Source organism: Kitasatospora cineracea (genome assembly GCF_003751605.1).
Classification (GTDB): domain Bacteria; phylum Actinomycetota; class Actinomycetes; order Streptomycetales; family Streptomycetaceae; genus Kitasatospora; species Kitasatospora cineracea.
The window spans coordinates 1,791,761-1,810,595 of sequence record NZ_RJVJ01000001.1; the positions used below are offsets into that span (position 1 = coordinate 1,791,761).

Sequence of the window (18,835 nt, forward strand, 5' to 3'; positions counted from 1 at the left end):
GATGGCGAACACCCGCAAGCCCAACGGCGACTCCTCGATCTACGAGGGCAACGACGGCCGCTGGCACGGCCGCGTCACCGTCGGCGTCAAGGACGACGGCACGCCCGACCGTCGCCACGTCAGCGCCAAGACCCGCGCCGAGGTCACCACCAAGGTCCGGAAGCTGGAGAAGCTCCGCGACGACGGCACCGTGCCCAAGGCCGGCCAGAAGTGGACCGTCGGCAAGTGGCTGGCCCACTGGATCAAGGAGATCGTCCCCGGCACCGTCAGCGAGAACACCTACGACGGCTACGAGGTCGCCGTCCGCGTCCACCTCGTGCCCGGCGTTGGCGCCCACCGCCTGGAGAAGCTCGAACCCGAGCACCTGGAGCGCTTCTACAAGCGGATGCAGGCCAACGGCAGCGCCGCCGGTACCGCCCACCAGGCCCACCGCACCGTCCGCGTCGCGCTCGCCGAAGCCGTCCGGCGCGGCCACCTGACCCGCAACGTCGCCACCGTCGCCAAGGCCCCGAAGCTCGAAGAGGAGGAGATCGAGCCCTATGAGGTCGAAGAGGTTCAGGCGATCCTGGACACGGCCCGCCAGCGGCGGAACTCCGCCCGCTGGATCTTCGCGCTCGCCCTCGGCCTGCGTCAGGGCGAGGTGCTCGGGCTCCAGTGGAAGGACGTCGACTTCGCCCGAGGCGTCGCCTGGGTCAAGCGCGGCCGACTGCGGCCCAAGTACCGGCACGGCTGCGGCGACCGCTGCGGGCGCAAGCCCGGCTTCTGCCCGCAGAAGGTGGCCGTCCGCCGCGAGACCAAGGACACCAAGTCCCGCGCCGGCCGCCGCCCGGTCCCGCTGCCCGAACCGCTCGCCGTCGTCCTCCGCCACCACCAGGAGGAGCAGGACCGCGAGCGCGCCCTCGCCCGCGACCTCTGGGTGGAGAAGGGCTACGTCTTCACCGACGAGACCGGCCATCCCCTCAACCCCAGCACCGACTACCACCACTGGAAGCGCCTGCTGCGCGAGGCCGGCATCCGCGACGGCCGCCTCCACGACGCCCGCCACACCGCCTCGACCGTCCTCCTCCTGCTCGGCGTCCCCGAGCGGATCGTCATGGCGATCATGGGCTGGTCCTCGGCCTCGATGGCCAAGCGCTACCAGCACGTCACCGACCCGATGCTGCACGACGTCGGCCAGAAGATCGGCGCGGCTCTGTGGGGGACATCGGATCTGGCCGGAGGAGCCTAACGAAGACGCGGCCTGAGCAAGCGTCGGCTCAGATCGTCTGTTCACTCGCGCCGAGGGCCCGACCGCGATGCGGTCGGGCCCTCGGCGCGAGTGAACAGACCCCCTAGTCAGGCGAGAACGTAAGACATGGCCTTCCTGCCCGGCACCCACAACAAAATCTGCGGCATCTTCCTCACCTACTAGGCCAAGGCATTTTTGCAGGCCAATGGCACCGAGCCGGGCCTTCGCCGTCACCACCGAATCCCTTGTCCCCGCCACACGCATTGGTGTCGAACGCTGCGTCACCCCCGCCCGTGAACTCGCTCCCGCCTTTCAGGCCCTACCAACGGGCCGGAGGCGTTCCCGACCTACTGGAACGCCTCCGAGGTACTGCTCAGAACGGTGTGCTTCCCTTCCGTCCGAGCCCGAGCCGTCCGGTCGATGTGCACCAGCGGCAGGTCGGATCCTGCCGAGGTTCCTGGAGATCGCGTTGGCGTGTTCGAGGCCGGTGGATCACCGAGGCGTGGTCGTTCTCCTCATCGTGCAGGCCGACCACCGCGAACACGAAGTGGTTGACCGCCTCGCCGGCCGCGAGTGTGTTCAGGGTGATCACGCTCGGTGCGGGGACTCCGGGAACGTACTGCGCCGCATCGCGTTCCCCCGCAGGGTGCATGTCGACGGCCAAGCGGGTCGGGTCGATGAGCCGGCTGCACCACAGGCATCCCGAGCCGGGCAACACGAGACGGGTGGCAGTGTGGATCTGTCCCACATCTCCCTGAGGAGTCAGCGGGACCTTGACCCCGACCTGGGTGGCCGGGACGAGGTACTGCTGGACGGTGCCGTTCACCCAGTGGCGGGCAGCGTCACCGTCGGCGGCCAAGAAGATCCAGTCGCAGCGAACGAGTTCCTCCAGCGACTCCGGACGTTCCACACGCCGGGCGATCTCGATCAGCCGGACATCCGGGTTGGCGCGTCGCGCGTTGCGCGCGGCGACCTCCGTCTTGAGCCGCCCGATGTCCTCGCGCCCGGAGGCGACGAGCCTGGGCAGATTCGTCTCCTCGACCGTCTCGTCGTCGATCAGGACGAGCTCGCCCACGCCCAGCCGGGCGAGCTCCTCGACGAGGATGCTGCCGACACCCCCGAGCCCCACGACGGCAACGCGCAACCGACGGAGCGTCTCCTGGCCCAGGTCGCCGAGGAGGCGCGCCTGGCGGTCGTGCAGGGAATCCGGGCGCCCTTCCTCGGCCGGCTGGGAGCGCAGCCGCAGCAGGTTCCCGGTCGGGATGATCGTTTCTGCCAGTTCTTCCCGGCGGCCGTCGGGCAGCCAGAGATCTCCGGCTGCGGCGTGGTCGGTGATTACGAGCGCTCCGACCACCTGGCCGCTGATCTGGCTGAGGCTGGGGTAGCCGCGCTCGTGGCTGGCCAGGTCGATCTCGGAGAAGCCCACGTGGTCGAGTCCGAGGTGGGCGTGGGCGGCGATGTAGGCCAGTCCCTCGTCGCGGGCCCTGATCACCGCGTCGCGGACGAAGGTCGGGGCAAGAGCCCGGTGGCCGAACTCGCCGGGGATGTAGTCCCTGCCCTCGTCGGCGAGGATCAGCTCGCGGGCGAGTAGCCGAGGTCCTCGCGGCCCGTCGGCGAGGCCGGCGAGAAGGACGGCGCCGCGGGCGGCGGACCCCAGGACGTGATCCGACAGACGGTCCCAGATCTTGGGCGGGATGGTGAGGCTCCAGCCCGTGGCGGGCGGGTTCACTGGTCGGCGAGCCACTTGCGAATCCTTTCGGCCTTGAGCGCGGCGCTGTCGATGTTCGGGTCGCGGCGGTTCGAGCGTCTGGAGATCTGCAAGGCAGGCTTGTCCTGCCACGTGACGGACTGGATGGCCTGGCCGTGGGCTCCACCGTCTGTGCGGGTGAGCGGACCGACGTAGTGCGGGTAGATGTCGGCGTCCGGGTACGCTGCGCTGATTTGGAAGCCCAGCCAGGTCATCGACGGCACGTAAGCCGCTCCGATCTCGACCTGCTCCACGACGACGTAGACCCCGCCGGAGCCGTCCGGGACCACTTCGACCGGATGACCGGCGAACTGGGCTCGGACGGCTTCGACGGCTTCGGCGATTGCCGGTGTCGGAGAGGTCACGAGTTGTCGTCCGGCGGTACGGCGAGGAACTCCTGGTGGGTGTGGACGCGGATCAGCTCATCGTCGTCCACGACCTCGTACCGGCCATGGCTGCGCTTGACCGAGAGCTGGAAGCCCACGTCGATCGGCAGGCCCTGCGAGATCGCGGCCTGCTTGATCTCCAGGCCGGTCACCTCGCGGTCCGGCAGTGTCACGTCCTGGTTGTTGACCTTGACGGTGACGCTGACGTGCTGGTGGGCGTCCGTCTTGGCGGTCGTGTCGATGGGGGTCTCCATCGGGTACCTCTTTCTGATCTTGATGGCGTTGTTCCTCGGACTGCGCAGGCACTCGGCATGAATGTGTCGAGATGCCTCCACTGTTTGAGATGTCGAACATCTCTTGAGGATCAAGGTAAGCCGTGGTGTTCGAGATGTCAAACACTGGTAGAAAGAAGGAAGGGAAACCAGAGACCGAGGAGGAGGGCGATGGCCCGGACGAAGGTGAACGTGGCCGCCCTCTATGCGGCGCTGGACGCTGCGAGGGCGTCGAGGGACCTTTCGTGGAGGCAGCTGGCCGTTCAGGTGGGCGTCAGCCCGTCGACCATGACGCGCTTGGCCAACGGCAACCGTCCGGACGTGGACGCATTCGCCGCGCTGGTCAGCTGGCTCGGCGAGCCGGCCGAGAGCTTCATGGTTGACGAGGGTGTCCGATCGGGTGAAGTCCCCGAAGAGCCTGAGCTTCTTGTGCAGCTTGCCCCGCTACTGCGAGCCCGCTCCGACCTGGGCGAGGCAGACGTGAAGCACTTGGAAGAGCTGATCGGGGCAGCCGTGCGTCGGTTTGCCGCCGATCGAGAGTCCGGTTCGAGGTGAGGCGTGGGGCAGCGATGGACCAAGAAGGCGCTGGAAGACCTGGCTCTGGAGGAGCGGGCCCGCATTCAGGTCGGGCTCCATCAGCCCATCGATCTTGCTCGCCTCGCGGATGAGTACGGCATCCCGGTCTACCCGCTGAGTGAACTCGGCGGCTCAGGCTGCCCAGCGGAGACCTTGGAATATTTTGCGAGCGAGCGGGCGGGCGCCTGGTCTGCGGCTCTGGTTCCGGTGGGCACGGCACGCTTCATCGTCGAGAACAGCTCGCACAATCCGCAGCGACGCCGGTCAAACGTTGCACACGAGATGGCGCACCTTCTGCTGGAGCACGAGTTCAACAGCGTCGTGTTCACCGACGGAGGGTGCCGAAGCCTGGACCCTGTCGTGAAGACGCAGGAGGCGCAGGCCCTCGCTCTCTCGGGCGAACTCCTGGTTCCTATGAAGGCCGCCATCCAGGTGGCCTACAAGGATTGGACCGACGAGCAGGTGGCGACGCGGTTCGATGTGAGCGTCGAGTTCGCGCGTATGCGCATGAACGCATCCGGCGCGCGGACGATCGTGTCGCGCGCCCGTGCCAAGCAGCGTCGGTTCGGGGTGGGGTAGGGCCGTGGAAGCACCGCCGGGCACCGGGAAACGATCTTGGGTGGCGTGAGAAGCGATCACTGGGAGGTGCGCATTACTCCTGGCCAGGTGCATTTTGTCGGGACCCCCACTCTGTTGCCATAGCGGCGATGCGCATGGCCACGCTCATGCTGCGGTCTCAACGCCGAGGTCGGCGAGCGGGCTGCGGACGCGCTGCTCGGTCTTGGCGCGAACCGTCCGGACGACGTCGATGCCCTAGCCAGCCGGGGCATCGAGCGCCCAGTCCAGGTACCGCTTGCCGGGGAAATGGGGCAGGTATCGCCGCAGCCCATGGCGATCACTGCGTCGGATGCTCGGACGGCTTCGGAGACGAGCACCTTCGGGGTCTCAGCGGAGATGTTGATGCCTGCCTCGGCCTGGGCCTTGACCACGGCCAGGTTCACGGCGTCGGCAGGGGCGAAACCGGCCGAGCGGGCCTCGGCCCGGCCGCCACCGAGGAGGGTGATGAAGGCTGCGGCCCCGGCGTTCTACGCGCGGGCGAACAGCACGGATGGGACGGCGGGAGTGCTCGCGGAAGGGTCCTTTGGTTTTCGCGGCAGGCGGCCTCGGCCGGGTGGTGGTCGCCGTGCGGGACGACAACGTCCTCGGTGGCTGGGGTCGGTTGGCCGAACAGCACGGCGACCACCACAACACCGGCGGCCAGGCCGACGCCAATGTCTTCGACAAGGGAACGTTGCGCCGGACGCCTGCTATGGCACCACCGCCTGCTGCACTCCCGACGAGCGGGCTCTGGACACGACCCAGAGCCTGGCCGGGCGAAGGCTGCTGCAGGGTGCTCCGGCGGGAGCTGGTCTCACCCCCGGACACAGATGGGGCCCGGCCGCCGCTGAGCCCAAAAATCGGAACTGAGACCAAAACTGAGACCAGGGCACGAAGAAGGCCCCGGCCGGGAACCCGGTCGGGGCCTTCAACTGCCTTGCTAGGCAAAGGCGGAGGATACGAGATTCGAACTCGTGAGGGGTTGCCCCCAACACGCTTTCCAAGCGTGCGCCCTAGGCCTCTAGGCGAATCCTCCGTGGGAGAGCTTAGTGCATGGAGAGGGGTGGTTGCGACCACGGTCTCGCAGGTGGGGGGTGGGGGTGGCCTGGGGATCGGAGATCGGGGGGTGTTCGGGGGTGGGTGGGGGGAGTGGGGGCCGGGATCCGCTACTCTTGGGGCAGCCCCTCGTGTGGCGTCATCTCTCTGAACCCCCCCAGGGCCGGAAGGCAGCAAGGGTAGGAGGGCTCTGGCGGGTGCGCGAGGGGTCCTTGCGTTTGCCGGGGTGTTTGGTGGGTGGGCGTCCGCGTTTGTCGGCCGGTCCCGATATCTTCGGGGGTGTGTCCCTAGCCCTGTACCGCCGCTACCGCCCCGAGACCTTCGCGGAGGTCATCGGGCAGGAGCACGTGACCGTCCCGCTCCAGCAGGCCCTGCGCAACAACCGGGTCAACCACGCGTACTTGTTCAGCGGGCCGCGGGGGTGTGGAAAGACGACGAGCGCCCGCATCCTGGCCCGCTGCCTGAACTGCGAGCAGGGCCCGACCCCCGATCCGTGCGGGGAGTGCCAGTCCTGCCGTGACCTGGCGACGGGCGGTCCGGGCTCGATCGACGTGATCGAGATCGACGCCGCCTCGCACGGTGGTGTGGACGACGCGCGCGAACTGCGCGAGCGGGCGTTCTTCGCGCCGGTGCACAGCCGGTACAAGATCTTCATCCTGGACGAGGCGCACATGGTGACCTCGGCCGGCTTCAACGCGCTGCTGAAGGTGGTGGAGGAGCCGCCGGAGCACCTGAAGTTCATCTTCGCCACCACGGAGCCGGAGAAGGTGATCGGGACGATCCGGTCCCGCACCCACCACTACCCGTTCCGGCTGGTGCCGCCGGGCACGCTGCGCGACTACCTGGCGCAGGTCTGCGGCCGGGAGGAGATCCAGGTCGAGGACTCGGTGTTCCCGCTGGTGGTGCGGGCCGGCGCGGGTTCGGTGCGTGACTCGATGTCGGTGATGGACCAGTTGCTGGCGGGCGCCGGCGAGGCCGGTGTGACGTACCAGATGGCGACGGCGCTGCTGGGGTACACCGACGCGGCGCTGCTGGACGAGGTGGTGGACGCGTTCGCGGCGCAGGACGGCGCGACGGTGTTCCAGGTGGTCGACCGGGTGGTCGAGGGCGGGCACGACCCGCGGCGGTTCGTGACGGACCTGCTGGAGCGGCTGCGCGACCTGGTGATCCTGGCCACCGTGCCGGACGCGGGGGAGAAGAGCCTGATCGACGCCCCGGCCGACCGGATCGCGGTGATGCAGGCGCAGGCCGACCGCTTCGGCCCGGCCGAGCTGAGCCGCGCCGCGGACCTGGTGAACACCGGCCTGACCGAGATGCGCGGAAACGCCGCGCCCAGGCTGCAGTTGGAGCTGATCTGCGCCCGGGTGATGCTGCCCGGCGCGTACGGCGACGAGCTCTCGGTGCAGGCCCGGCTGGACAAGCTGGAGCGCCGGGCCGCCACGGGCGGTTTCGCCGCCCCGGTGGCGTTCCAGCCGATGGCCGCCGCGCCCGAGCCCCCGGTGCAGCAGGCCCCCGCGCCGGTGCCCGCCCCCGCCCCCGCCCCCGCCCCCGTTCCCGCCCCTGCGCCGGTGCAGGCCCCGGCTCAGGCTCCGGCTCCGGCCGGTGCCACCCCGGGCGCCTGGCCGATCCCGCGCAGCTTCCCGACCGGCGAGCAGCCGCCCGCCGAGCAGGCCGCTCCGGTGGCCCCGGCCGCTCCCGTCCAGCAGATCCAACAAGTCCAACAGGTCCAACAGGCCCCCGTGCAGCCGCAGCCGCAGTCACAGCCGCAGCCGCCCGTCGGTGCGCAGCCCTCGGCGGCGGCGCAGCAGGGCGCCGGGCAGATCCGGCAGATGTGGCCGCAGATCCTGGAGGCGGTGAAGAACCGCCGCCGGTTCACCTGGATCCTGCTGAGCCAGAACGGTCAGGTGGCCGGGTTCGACGGCAGCACGCTGCAGGTGTCGTTCGTCAACGCGGGCGCCCGGGACAGCTTCGTCGGCAGTCACAGCGACGAGGTGCTGAAGCAGGCGCTGTCGGACGCGCTGGGCGTGGACTGGCGGGTGGAGTGCATCGTCGACCCGTCCGGTGCGACGAACCCGCCGTCCGCCCAGTCCTCGGCCCCCCCGGCGCCGGCGGCCGGCAGCTGGGGTGCTCCGGCGGCCCCGCGCCCGGCCCCGCAGGCACCGGCGCCGCAGTACCAGCAGCCGGCCCCGGCGGCCCAGCCGGCGCCTGCCCCCGCCGCCGCCCCGGTCCCGCCGCCGTCCGCCCCTTCCCCGCAGCAGCAGTCGCCACAACAGCAGTCGCAGCCGCCGCAGCAACAGCGGCCGCAGCCGGTGCAGGCCCCGCCTGCGGTGGCGCCGGAGGACGACGTCCCGGAGGAGGACGACCCGGACTTGAACGAGGACGTCTTCTCCGCCCAGGAGTTGATCGTCCGCGAGCTGGGCGCGACGGTGCTGGAGGAGATCCACCACCGTCCGAGCTGATCCCCGCCGCCCGTGCCCCCGTCCCCACCGCGGCGGGGGAGCGGGCGGAACTGACGTGGGGCCGACGGGCGGCCGCGTAGGCTCGGGGACGAGGTGCCGGTGCGGGCGGTTTCGGCCGGGCGCGCGCCGGTGTGTGCAGTGTCGACGGATCGAGGAGAGTTCCGTGTTCCCTGGTGGGCAGCCGAACATGCAGCAGCTGTTGAAGCAGGCGCAGAAGATGCAGGAGGACCTCGCCCGGGCGCAGCAGGAGCTGGCCGAGGCGCGGGTGTCGGGTTCCGCGGGCGGCGGCCTGGTGGAGGCGACGACGACGGGCGCGGGCGAGCTGGTCGCGCTGACCATCTCCCCGGCGGCGGTCGACCCGGAGGACACCGAGACCCTGGCCGACCTGGTGGTGGCCGCGGTGCGCGACGCCGCCGCGGCGGCGCAGAAGCTGCAGGCCGAGCGGATGGGCCCGTTGACCCAGGGCCTGGGCGGCGGCGGTGGCATCCCCGGCCTGCCGTTCTGACTTCCGGCCGAACCCCGAGCCGTCCGCCCGGCGCGTCCGGTACCCACCGCTGGGACGGAGCGCGCCGGGCACGCCGACCAGCGCCGCACGCGCTACACGCGCCGGGTACGCCGGGCGCACGGCGCGGAACGCCGGGTAACGGGCGATGTGATTTATGGCCGGTAGGGCGCCGGGCGGTGTGTCCGGCGCCCGATTCGTTGGATGATGGCACCGGAGACGGCACCGGGGTGCGAGCCCCGGTCGAAGGAAGGCGTGGCGGTGTACGAGGGCGTGGTGCAGGACCTGATCGACGAGCTGGGCAGGCTGCCCGGAGTCGGTCCGAAGAGCGCCCAGCGGATCGCCTTCCACATCCTGCAGGCCGATCCGGTGGACGTGCGCCGGCTGGCGCACGCGCTGCAGCAGGTGAAGGAGAAGGTCCGGTTCTGCGCGGTCTGCGGCAACGTCGCGGAGGCCGAGCACTGCCGGGTCTGCCTGGACCCGCGCCGGGACCTCGCGGTGATCTGCGTGGTGGAGGAGCCCAAGGACGTGGTGGCGATCGAGCGGACCCGCGAGTTCCGCGGCCGCTACCACGTGCTGGGCGGGGCGATCAGCCCGATCGAGGGGGTCGGTCCGGACGACCTGCGGATCCGCGAGCTGATGACCCGGCTCGCGGACGGCACGGTCACCGAGCTGATCCTGGCCACCGACCCCAACCTGGAGGGGGAGGCGACCGCGACCTACCTGGCCCGGCTGTGCAAGCCGATGGGCCTCAAGGTCACCCGGCTGGCGAGCGGACTGCCCGTCGGCGGGGACTTGGAGTACGCCGACGAGGTCACCCTCGGCCGGGCGTTCGAAGGGAGACGACTGCTCGATGTCTGACCGAACCGACACCACTGACCTGACGGACGGACTGCCGGGCCCGCTGGGCCGCACCGAGGCCCCGGACGACTTCGCGGTGCAGATCGCGGACTCGGTGGGGAGCTTCGTGCTGGCCGTCACCGAGGTCGCCAAGGGCGACGAACCGGGCAGCGCGATCTCGCTGCTGCTGCTGGAGGTCTCCCAGCTGCTGCTGGCGGGCGGCCGGCTGGGCGCGATCGAGGACGTGCTGCCGGAGGACCGCTTCGAGCCGGACGCCGGCCCGGAGCCGGACGGGGTGGAGCTGCGCGAGCGGCTCGCCGAGCTGCTGGCGCCGATCGACGTCTACCACGAGGTCTTCGACCCGTACGGGCCACCGGAGAAGCCCAGCGCGTTCCGGATCTCGGACGACCTGGCGGGGGTGGTCAGCGAGCTGCGGCACGGGCTGACGCACTACCGCGAGGGCCGGGTCTCGGAGGCGCTGTGGTGGTGGCAGTTCTCGTACCTGTCCAACTGGGGTTCGACCTGCTCGGCGGTGCTGCGCGCACTGCAGTCGCTGATCGCGCACGTGCGGCTGGACTCGCCGCTGGGCGCGGTGCCGGACGGCGCGGACACCGACGACGACGGGCTGACGGACGAGCAGCTGGAGCAGCAGGCGGGCGACCTGATGGCGGCCGAGCTCGGGCTCTAGCCGAGGGGCCGGGCCCGGGGCTCCGAAAGGCCGGGCCCGGGGCTCCGCGGGGCCGGCCCCGGGGGCTCCGGGGGCCGCGAAGGGCTCCGCGAGGGGCTCCGGGAAGGGCGCCGCGGAGCTGCCGGAGGGGTGTCCGCGCCGGGGTGTGACGCATCCGTCATCCGCGGCGCGGAGGCGAAGATTCCGGGTGGCGGGCGGGGCCCGGGCGGCGATTCTTCGGGGCGGGCGGCCGGGGCCCGCAGACCTGCCGGTCGGTGGTGACCAGAGTGCGATATTCGCATCTCACCATGTGGAAAGCGTCGGTCGGGGAACCCCTGCTCGTTAGACTGGCCGCGACCTACCACCCCGAGTCGAGGAGCCCCCGTGGGCCTTGTCGTGCAGAAGTACGGCGGCTCATCCGTCGCGGATGCCGAAGGCATCAAGCGCGTCGCCCGCCGCATCGTGGACACCAGGAAGGCCGGCCACGAGGTCGTCGTCGTGGTCTCCGCGATGGGTGACACCACGGACGAGCTCATTGAGCTGGCGGAACAGGTGACCCCTATTCCGTCCGGCCGCGAGTTCGACATGCTGCTGACCGCCGGAGAGCGCATCTCGATGGCGCTGCTGGCGATGGCGATCCGGACGCTGGGCTTCGACGCCCAGTCGTTCACCGGCAGCCAGGCCGGCGTGATCACCGACTCGACCCACAACAAGGCGCGCATCATCGATGTCACGCCGGGCCGCATCCGGGCCGCCCTGGACGAGGGCAACATCGCCATCGTGGCGGGCTTCCAGGGCGTGTCGCAGGTCTCGAAGGACATCACCACGCTGGGCCGCGGCGGCTCGGACACCACCGCGGTGGCCCTGGCGGCCGCGCTGGGCGCCGAGGTCTGCGAGATCTACACCGACGTGGACGGCGTGTTCACCGCCGATCCGCGGGTGGTCAAGAAGGCCCGCAAGATCGACTGGATCGCCTTCGAGGACATGCTGGAGCTGGCCTCGTCCGGCTCGAAGGTGCTGCTCGACCGCTGCGTGGAGTACGCGCGGCGCTACAACATCCCGATTCACGTACGATCGTCGTTCTCCGGTCTGCCGGGGACGATCGTCAGCGGCACCAACCCGAACCAGAAGCCCGAAGGGGGCGAGATGGAGCAGGCCATCATCTCCGGAGTCGCCCACGACACGTCGGAGGCCAAGGTCACCGTCGTCGGCGTGCCCGACAAGCCGGGCGAGGCGGCCCGGATCTTCCGCGCGATCGCGGATGCCGAGGTCAACATCGACATGGTCGTGCAGAACGTGTCGGCCGCGGCCACCGGCCTGACCGACATCTCCTTCACGCTGCCCACCAACGAGGGCCAGAAGGCGATCGACGCGCTGAACCGGGTCAAGGAGGGCATCGGCTACGAGTCGCTGCGCTTCGACGACGCGATCGGCAAGATCTCGCTGGTCGGCGCCGGCATGCGCTCCAACCCGGGCGTCACCGCGACGTTCTTCGAGGCGCTCTCCGAGGCGGGCGTGAACATCGAGCTGATCTCCACCTCGGAGATCCGGATCTCGGTGGTCACCCGCGCCGAGGACGTGCCGGAGGCGGTCCGGGCCGTGCACACCGCGTTCGGCCTGGACAGCGACAGCGACGAGGCGGTCGTCTACGGCGGCACCGGCCGCTGAGACGCAGCGGGCCCGTCCGGGTCCGCCGGATACCCACACCGCAACGGTTGTGTGCGGGACGGGTGAAGCGGACCCGGCCCGTCCGCCGGGTCTGCCAGAATCCCCCTTCGGAGCCAGTGCGCTCGGGAGGGGGATTCCCCTTCTCGCAAGAATGCCCCCGGGCCGGGGCAACCAGGACAGGGGATCGTGTGTCCAACCATCGTGATGAACGTGACCGGGGCGGCGGTGGCGGTCGCCCTGCCCGGGGCGGCCCGGCGGGGCGGTAGTCGGATGGGCTTTGCTGCGGCGGCAGCGGACGCGACCGGGGCCAGCGTCGACCAGCTCACCGACACCTACCGGGCCCACTACCGATCCCTGTTGCGGCTGGCCGCGCTGCTGCTCGACGACCTCTCCTCCTGCGAGGACGTCGTGCAGGAGGCTTTCATCCGGGTGCACGCCGCCCGGCGCCGGGTCCGCGACCCCGAGAAGACGCTCGCCTACCTGCGGCAGACCGTGGTCAACCTGTCCCGGTCGACCCTGCGCCGCCGCCTGCTCGGCCTCCGACTGCTGCCCAAGCCCATGCCTGACATGGCCAGTGCAGAAGAGGGGGCTTACGATGCGCTGGAGCGCGACGAACTCAAGGCCGCGCTGCGGGGGTTGCAACGCCGTCAGCGGGAGGTACTGGTGCTGCGCTACTACGCGGACCTGACGGAGGCTCAGGTCGCGGAGGTGCTCGGCATTTCCATCGGCTCGGTGAAGGCGTACGGGTCGCGCGGGCTCGCCGCCCTGCGGGCGCGGATGGAGCACGCCGATGACTGAGGGCAGGGCCCCCCGCCCGGACGACGCGCTGACCGAGGACCGGCTCCGCGAACGGCTGCACCGCGCCGTCGCCGCCGTCGAACCCGGGCCCGGCGCGCTGCCCCGGCTGCGCGCCGCCGTGCCGCGCCGCCGTGCCGTGCGCCGACGGGCCCTGGGCGGGGCCGTGGTGCTGGCCGCCGCCATCGCCGCGCTGCCCGTGGTGGACGCCACCCAGCCGTTCAGCCTCTCCGGCGACTCCACCGGCGGCCAGGCCGCGCCCGGCCCCGGCAGCAGCCCCGCCAAGTCGCCCGGCCCCCACCCCGGCCGCCCGCACACCGCCGCCGCCCTGCCCACCGCCGGACCGACCGGCACCGGCCCCGAGACGCTCCCCAACCCGTCCGCCGACCCCGGCCCCGCCGCCCCGCCCGCCGCCGTCCCGCCCTGCGCCCGCACCGACCTCGGCCGGGCCGACGTCCGGCAGGACGCCGCAGACCCGGCCGACGGCACGGTGTACGGCTGGTTCCGGCTGACCAACACCGGCCCCCGCCCCTGCCGGGTCCCCGGCCCCGGGGTGCTCGCACTGGGCAGCGGGGCGTCCGGCGTCCGCCTGCTCGCGCACACCGTCGGCGACCCGGCCGGCTCGCTGTCCGATCCGGCGGCGCTGCCCGCCGCGGTCCTGCTCGACGCGGGCGGCTCGTACCTGGTCCGCTTCGCCTGGGTGCCGACGGGCTGCGCCACCGCCTCCGGCACGCCCACCGGTCCGGCCGGGCCGCCGTCGGCCACCCCGGCGGCCAGCAGTGCCGAGGTGCCCGCCGGCACCGGCGCCGACCCCGTGTCCGCCGCCGGTCCGACCCCCGGACCGACCCGGGCCGCGGTCGGGACCGACCCGTCCCCGACCGCCGCCCCGACCGGCGGCGCGACCGCCACCCCCCCGCCGGCCGCCGCCTTCACGCTCGGCTACACCCCCGACCCGGCCGCCTCCGCGGGCCCGCCGGTCGACACCACGCTGCCGGCCGGCTGCGGCGGCACGGTCTACTGGACCGGCCCGGAGCCCGCGCCCGCCCCGGCCCCGGGCGCCTCGCCGAGCGCCACCCCGTAGACGGCGCTCAGGCCTGCCGGGTCGGCAGCACCACCAGCTGGCGCAGGTTCACGTGCCGGGGGCGGCTGGTCGCGTAGGCGACCAGGTCGGCGACGTCCGCGGCGGCCAGCGGGCCGATCGCGTCGAACATCGCGCCGAGCTGCCCGTCCGGGCCGAGTGCCGGGTTGTCGATGTGGTTGCCCAACTCGGTGTCGGTCAGGCCGGGTTCGATGTTGGTGACCCGCACGTCGCGCGGGCCGTACTCGCTGCGCAGTGCGGCCGACAGCTGGGTCAGCGCGGCCTTGGTGGCGCCGTACACCGCGTAGTTGGGGAAGACCACGTCCGCGGCGATGGAGGAGACGTCGACCAGGTCGGCGGTGCCGCCGGCCGCCGCGGCGGCGACCAGGTCGGGGCCGAAGGCGCGGATCATCCGCAGTACGCCGGTCAGGTTGGTGTCGATCATGCGGGACCACTCGTCGATCCGGCCGTCGTCGACCGGGTTGGGCAGCATCACGCCGGCCGAGTTGACCAGCAGGTCGACCCGGCCGAAGGTCTCGTGGACCAGTGCGGCCGCCGCGTCCACCGCGGCCTGGTCGGTGACGTCGGCGGCCACCGCGAGCGCGTTCGGGCCGAGTTCGGCGGCCAGCGCGGCGAGCCGGTCGGCCCGGCGGGCCAGCAGCGCGACCCGGGCGCCGTCCGCGACCAGCTGCCGGGCGATCGCCTCGCCCATGCCGCTGGCGGCTCCGGTGACGACCGCGGTCCGACCGTTCAGTGTGGGGTAGCCCATGGGAATCGTTCTCCTCGTCCGTTCCTGCGTCCTGCTGACGGGACGAGTCTGGCCGCGGCCGGCGGCGCCACCCAGGGCCGTGGTTTTCCTGGGTCCGCGAGAACCACCTTCGCGGCGGCCGACGTATCGTCTGGGCATGAGCGAACTGGGGGAGTTCCTGCGGCAGCGCCGGGCCCGGATCCAGCCGTCCGACGTGGGCCTGCCGGAGCTGGGGCGCCGACGCCGGGTACCGGGGCTGCGCCGCGAGGAGGTGGCGCAGCTGGCCGGGGTGAGCGTCGACTACTACGTGCGGCTGGAGCAGGGCCGGGGCGACGGCGTCTCCGCGGAGGTGCTGGACGCGGTGGCCCGGGTGCTGCGGCTGGACGCCACCGAGCGCGGCCACCTGCACACCCTGGCCCGCCCGCCGCGCGGCACCCACCGGCGCACGCCCCGGCAGCTCCGGCCGGGGCTGCGGCTGGTGCTGGACGCGCTGGCGACCCCGGCGTTCGTGCTCGGCCGCTGCATGGACGTACTGGCCTGGAACGCCCCGGCGGACGCGGTGATCGGGTTCTCCGCGCTGCCGCCGGGCGAGCGCAACATGGCCCGGCACGCCTTCCTCACCGAGGCCGGCGGCCGGCTGTACCCGGACTTCGAGCGGGTCGCCGCCGAGACCGTCGCCCACCTGCGGCTGGACGCGGCCCGGCACCCCGACGACGCCGAGCTGGCCGCGCTGCTGGCCGAACTGACCGCCGGGAGCGCGCTGTTCGCCGAGCTGTGGGCCCGGCACGGCGTCCGGGAGAAGGCGTCCGGGCGCAAGCTGCTGCTGCACCCGCGGGCCGGGGAGCTGGACTTCGGGTACGAGACGCTGGCCCCGCCCGGCGAGCCGGGGCTGCTGCTGGTCGTCTACACCGTCGAGCCGGGTTCGGTGACCGCCGGGCGGCTGGCGGGGCTCACCGCCGCCGCGGCGCTCTGAGCGCAGCGGCGGGTCCGGACTCAGATCCCGAGGGAGAGCGCGCGGGCCCCGGCCCGTTCCAGCAGCGCGTGCACCTCGGCCTGGCGGCGGCCCGGGCGGTCGTTCCACACGTCGGGGGAGGGCACCGGGCGGCCGGTGGCGTGCAGCACCTCCATCACCTGGGCGCGGGCCCGGCGCACCGTGTGCGCGGTGCCGTAGCCGTGCGCCAGGACGGCGGTCTGCGCGCCCAGCAGGCAGACCCGGCCCCGGGCGTCCCACAGTGCGCCCTGCGTCCAGCCCGCCTCGGCGAGGTAGCGGGAGGTCAGCCGCAGGTGCCCGGCGACGGTGACCTCGGCCGGGCGGGCCGGGCGGCGGGCCAGCCGGTCCAGCAGCGAGCGGCTGGGCAGCGGGTGGCCGTGGTTCCAGGGCTGCCGGACGCTGCCGTGCAGGGCGGCCGGTGGTGCGGGCGGGAGGACGGGCGCGGGGGCGGGGAGCCCGGCCAGGTACTGCTCGATCTCCTCGACCAGGCCCAGCTCCCGGGCGAGGTCGTGGGCGTCGAGCCGGTCGAACGGGGGCGCGGGGACGGGCACGGCGAGACTCCTCCGGTCGATATGTCCGTGTTTGTCACGGTACCGTTGATAGTCCGTCAGGAACCGCACCGCACCAGCTCCGTGTCCGAACCGATCCCGTCCGCTCCGCCGACCCGTTCCGATCACCCCCCGGCATCGGGTTGGATGAGTGCATGAACGAGCAGACGAACGTCGTTCCGGCGTGGGAGCAGCGGTTCCGGGCGGCGCGGGTCTCCCTGCCCGACTGGGCGGACGAGGCACCCGACCGGGCGCTGTACGTGTCCAACGCGACCGGCACCTACGAGGTGTACGCGTGGGACCGCTCCACCGACGAGCACCGCCGGGTCACCGACCGCCCCAACGGCACCACCGACGCCGAACTCGCCCCCGACGGCCGGTGGATCTGGTGGTTCGACGACACCGACGGCGACGAGTTCGGCGTCTGGCGCCGCCAGCCCTTCGCCGGCGGCCCCGACCAGGAGGCCGTCCCGGGCGTGCCCGCCGCCTACTCGGCGGGCCTGGCGCTCGGCCGCGACGGCACCGTGGTGGTCGGCACCTCCACCGACGACGAGGGCACCACCCTGTACCTGCGCCGCCCCGGCGCCGACGGGCCCGAGGTGGTCTACCGGCACGCCGAGTACGGCGGCGTCGGCGACCTCTCGCACGACAGCACCCTGCTGGCCGTCGACCACACCGAGCACGGCGACGCGATGCACTCGGCGATCCGGGTGCTGCGCCTGGCCGACGGCGCCACCGTCGCCGAACTCGACGAGGTCACCGGCCGCACCGAGCCGCGCGGCGTCGCCTGCCTGGGCTTCGCGCCCGCTCCCGGCGACACCCGGCTGCTGGTCGCCCACCAGCGCAGCGGCCGCTGGGAGCCGATGCTGTGGGACGTCGCGGCCGACACCGAGACCGAGCTGAAGCTCCGCGACGAGCAGGGCCGCCCGTTCCCCGGCGACCTGTCCGCGCAGTGGCGGCCGGACGCCCGCTCGCTGCTGATCGAGCACGAGTACGAGGCCCGCTCCGAGCTGTTCTCCTACGACCTGGACACCGCCGAGCTGACCCGGCTGGACACCCCGCGCGGCACCGTCGCCGGGGCCACCGCCCGCCCCGACGGCACGGTGGAGTTCCTGTGGTCCTCGGCCGCCGAGCCGTCCGCGGTGCGCTCCACCTCCGGCACGGTGGTGCTGCGCGCCCCCGGCGCCGTCCCGCCCGGCTCGGCGCCGGTCGAGGACGTCTGGGTGGACGGCCCCGGCGGCCGGGTGCACGCCCTGGTGCAGCGCCCGTCCGGGCAGGGCCCGCACCCCACGGTGTTCGAGGTGCACGGCGGACCGACCCACCACGACAGCGACTCCTTCGCCGCCGGGCCCGCCGCCTGGCTCGACCACGGCTTCGCCGTCGTCCGGGTCAACTACCGCGGCTCCACCGGCTACGGGCAGGCCTGGACCGACGCCCTCACCGAACGCGTCGGCCTGATCGAGCTGGAGGACATCGGCGCCGTCCGCGACTGGGCGGTCGCCTCCGGCCTGGCCGACCCGGACCGGCTGGTGCTCTCCGGCGGCTCCTGGGGCGGCTACCTCACCCTGCTCGGCCTCGGCACCCAGCCCGACCACTGGACGCTCGGCCTGGCCGCCGTCCCGGTCGCCGACTACCTCACCGCGTACGCCGACGAGATGGAGGCGCTCAAGTCGCTGGACCGGACGCTGTTCGGCGGCACGCCCGAGGAGGTCCCGGAACGCTGGCACGCCTCCTCCCCGCTCACCCACGTCGAGCGGGTCAAGGCCCCGGTGTACATCAGCGCCGGCGTCAACGACCCGCGCTGCCCGATCCGGCAGATCGACAACTACGTCCGCAGGCTGGAGGAGCTCGGCAAGGTCCACGAGGTGTACCGCTACGATGCCGGGCACGGTTCGCTGGTCGTCGACGAGCGGATCAAACAGCTCCGGCTGGAGATCGACTTCGTCCGGCGCCACCTGGCGCCCGGCACCGTCCGGTGACCTGCGGGCCGATCGACGTCGACAAGGGGGACGACTGATGGGTGGACGCGCCGCGCTGGCCGTCGTCGCGGCCGGCGCCGTACTGCTGACCGCGGCCGGCTGTTCGTCGGGCAGCGGGGACCACGGCTGCGTCCAGGCGGCCGGCGCCGTCGCCGCCGACACCGGCCTCACCCTCGCCGGCGCGGTGTCGGCCGGGAACGGCACCGGCAGCGTCGTGCTGGCCAAGAGCGGCGGCAGCAGCGGCGGCAGCCGCAGCTCCAAGGGCGGCTCCGGCAGCCGGGGTTCGAAGGGCTCCAAGAGCTCCGGCAGCAAGGGCTCGGGCTCCAGCGGCTCCGGCATCACGCACTACGGCGGGGGCGGCACCACGGTGGTGCACCACTACCACCACCGCACCGCGGGCTCCACCCGCACCGACGACTACGTCGACGACTGCGGCAACCCGTCGCCCGCGCCCGGCGTCGTGGGCGGCGACTTCCACGAGGGCTGCGCCACCCCCGGCGCGCTGCCCGCGGCGAGCCCGATCACCGGCACGCCGTCACCGGCGCCGACCGGCACCGGGGCGGGCGCCGCGGCCCCGCCGGTGCCGTGCGGCAGCCCGAGCGCTTCCGCGCCGGGCGGCCCGCCGTCGAAGTCGCCCGCCCCGCTGCGGACGCCGTCCCCGGCGCCGTCGAAGTCCGGCTGAGCGGGCACCGGCAGTA

General features: G+C 72.7%; 18 protein-coding genes, 1 tRNA gene, 1 other RNA gene and 1 pseudogene. 14 read left to right on the top strand and 7 right to left on the bottom strand.

Features of this window, described 5'->3' with window-relative positions; all coding sequences use genetic code 11:
• The first annotated feature begins 1 nt into the window (after position 1).
• Positions 2-1,228, top strand: coding sequence for a tyrosine-type recombinase/integrase (locus EDD39_RS08175; RefSeq protein WP_123554398.1), 1,227 nt, complete (start codon positions 2-4; stop codon positions 1,226-1,228).
• A gap of 373 nt (positions 1,229-1,601) precedes the next feature.
• On the opposite strand, the gene EDD39_RS08180 is transcribed toward EDD39_RS08175, so the two are convergent.
• The 3 genes from EDD39_RS08180 to EDD39_RS08190 are packed head-to-tail and all read right to left on the bottom strand — an operon-like array spanning position 1,602 to position 3,615.
• Positions 1,602-2,972 (bottom strand): ThiF family adenylyltransferase, encoded by a 1,371-nt coding sequence (locus tag EDD39_RS08180; RefSeq protein ID WP_244256648.1) that lies wholly within the window; start codon positions 2,970-2,972, stop codon positions 1,602-1,604.
• Positions 2,954-3,340 carry a hypothetical protein gene (locus tag EDD39_RS08185; RefSeq protein ID WP_123554402.1) on the bottom strand — a complete coding sequence of 129 codons (387 nt, stop codon included), beginning with the start codon at positions 3,338-3,340 and terminating at the stop codon, positions 2,954-2,956. Before EDD39_RS08185 ends, EDD39_RS08180 begins: the two co-directional genes overlap by 19 nt.
• A complete protein-coding gene (locus EDD39_RS08190) occupies positions 3,337-3,615 on the bottom strand; it encodes a multiubiquitin domain-containing protein (RefSeq protein ID WP_123554404.1) in 279 nt (92 codons plus the stop codon). Before EDD39_RS08190 ends, EDD39_RS08185 begins: the two co-directional genes overlap by 4 nt.
• Before the next feature lie 189 nt (positions 3,616-3,804).
• On the opposite strand from EDD39_RS08190, the gene EDD39_RS08195 reads away from it, so the two are divergent.
• The gene (locus tag EDD39_RS08195) at positions 3,805-4,188 is read left to right on the top strand and encodes a helix-turn-helix domain-containing protein (protein ID WP_123554406.1); all 384 of its coding nucleotides are present in this window, start codon (positions 3,805-3,807) and stop codon (positions 4,186-4,188) included.
• A gap of 3 nt (positions 4,189-4,191) precedes the next feature.
• Entirely contained in the window at positions 4,192-4,788 is a 597-nt protein-coding gene (locus EDD39_RS08200; RefSeq protein ID WP_123554408.1) for an ImmA/IrrE family metallo-endopeptidase, read from the top strand.
• 144 nt (positions 4,789-4,932) lie between these two features.
• On the opposite strand, the pseudogene EDD39_RS40730 reads toward EDD39_RS08200, so the two are convergent.
• Together EDD39_RS40730 and EDD39_RS08210 are read right to left on the bottom strand one after the other, a co-directional pair.
• Positions 4,933-5,273: pseudogene (locus EDD39_RS40730) on the bottom strand (arsenate reductase/protein-tyrosine-phosphatase family protein).
• A gap of 484 nt (positions 5,274-5,757) precedes the next feature.
• Positions 5,758-5,842 (bottom strand) — tRNA-Ser (locus EDD39_RS08210).
• Positions 5,843-5,982: 140 nt separating this feature from the next.
• Here EDD39_RS08210 and ffs point away from each other — a divergent pair.
• The 8 genes from ffs to EDD39_RS08250 all read left to right on the top strand — a co-directional run bounded on the left by ffs (position 5,983) and on the right by EDD39_RS08250 (position 13,874).
• Positions 5,983-6,079: signal recognition particle sRNA small type (ffs, locus tag EDD39_RS08215), an RNA gene on the top strand.
• A 64-nt stretch (positions 6,080-6,143) separates the two neighbouring features.
• Positions 6,144-8,321, top strand: a complete 2,178-nt coding sequence (locus EDD39_RS08220) for a DNA polymerase III subunit gamma and tau (protein WP_123554410.1) — start codon at positions 6,144-6,146, stop codon at positions 8,319-8,321.
• A gap of 187 nt (positions 8,322-8,508) precedes the next feature.
• Positions 8,509-8,826 (top strand): YbaB/EbfC family nucleoid-associated protein, encoded by a 318-nt coding sequence (locus EDD39_RS08225; protein ID WP_425269743.1) that lies wholly within the window; start codon positions 8,509-8,511, stop codon positions 8,824-8,826.
• A gap of 258 nt (positions 8,827-9,084) precedes the next feature.
• Complete coding sequence (gene recR, locus EDD39_RS08230; protein WP_030463236.1) at positions 9,085-9,684, top strand: recombination mediator RecR; 600 nt, start codon at positions 9,085-9,087, stop codon at positions 9,682-9,684.
• Positions 9,677-10,351, top strand: coding sequence for a DUF5063 domain-containing protein (locus EDD39_RS08235; protein ID WP_123554414.1), 675 nt, complete (start codon positions 9,677-9,679; stop codon positions 10,349-10,351). The genes recR and EDD39_RS08235 overlap by 8 nt, the downstream gene beginning before the upstream one ends.
• A 363-nt stretch (positions 10,352-10,714) precedes the next feature.
• Positions 10,715-11,998, top strand: coding sequence for an aspartate kinase (locus EDD39_RS08240; RefSeq protein WP_030463234.1), 1,284 nt, complete (start codon positions 10,715-10,717; stop codon positions 11,996-11,998).
• Positions 11,999-12,268: 270 nt separating this feature from the next.
• Positions 12,269-12,796, top strand: a complete 528-nt coding sequence (locus tag EDD39_RS08245) for a SigE family RNA polymerase sigma factor (protein ID WP_123560251.1) — start codon at positions 12,269-12,271, stop codon at positions 12,794-12,796.
• A complete protein-coding gene (locus tag EDD39_RS08250; RefSeq protein ID WP_123554416.1) occupies positions 12,789-13,874 on the top strand; it encodes a hypothetical protein in 1,086 nt (361 codons plus the stop codon). The genes EDD39_RS08245 and EDD39_RS08250 overlap by 8 nt, the downstream gene beginning before the upstream one ends.
• Before the next feature lie 7 nt (positions 13,875-13,881).
• On the opposite strand, the gene EDD39_RS08255 is transcribed toward EDD39_RS08250, so the two are convergent.
• Positions 13,882-14,640: an SDR family oxidoreductase gene (locus EDD39_RS08255; RefSeq protein ID WP_123554417.1), complete on the bottom strand. Its 759-nt coding sequence runs from the start codon at positions 14,638-14,640 to the stop codon at positions 13,882-13,884.
• 136 nt (positions 14,641-14,776) lie between these two features.
• On the opposite strand from EDD39_RS08255, the gene EDD39_RS08260 reads away from it, so the two are divergent.
• Positions 14,777-15,592 (top strand): helix-turn-helix transcriptional regulator, encoded by an 816-nt coding sequence (locus EDD39_RS08260; protein WP_123554419.1) that lies wholly within the window; start codon positions 14,777-14,779, stop codon positions 15,590-15,592.
• 20 nt (positions 15,593-15,612) lie between these two features.
• Here the strand turns inward: EDD39_RS08260 and EDD39_RS40260 are convergent, their stop codons facing one another.
• The gene (locus EDD39_RS40260; protein ID WP_208765468.1) at positions 15,613-16,161 is read right to left on the bottom strand and encodes a DUF6197 family protein; all 549 of its coding nucleotides are present in this window, start codon (positions 16,159-16,161) and stop codon (positions 15,613-15,615) included.
• 152 nt (positions 16,162-16,313) lie between these two features.
• On the opposite strand from EDD39_RS40260, the gene EDD39_RS08270 reads away from it, so the two are divergent.
• Positions 16,314-18,137 carry a S9 family peptidase gene (locus EDD39_RS08270; RefSeq protein ID WP_123554421.1) on the top strand — a complete coding sequence of 608 codons (1,824 nt, stop codon included), beginning with the start codon at positions 16,314-16,316 and terminating at the stop codon, positions 18,135-18,137.
• Between the two features lie 37 nt (positions 18,138-18,174).
• Positions 18,175-18,819, top strand: coding sequence for a hypothetical protein (locus EDD39_RS39420; protein WP_123818003.1), 645 nt, complete (start codon positions 18,175-18,177; stop codon positions 18,817-18,819).
• Positions 18,820-18,835 lie beyond the last annotated feature (16 nt).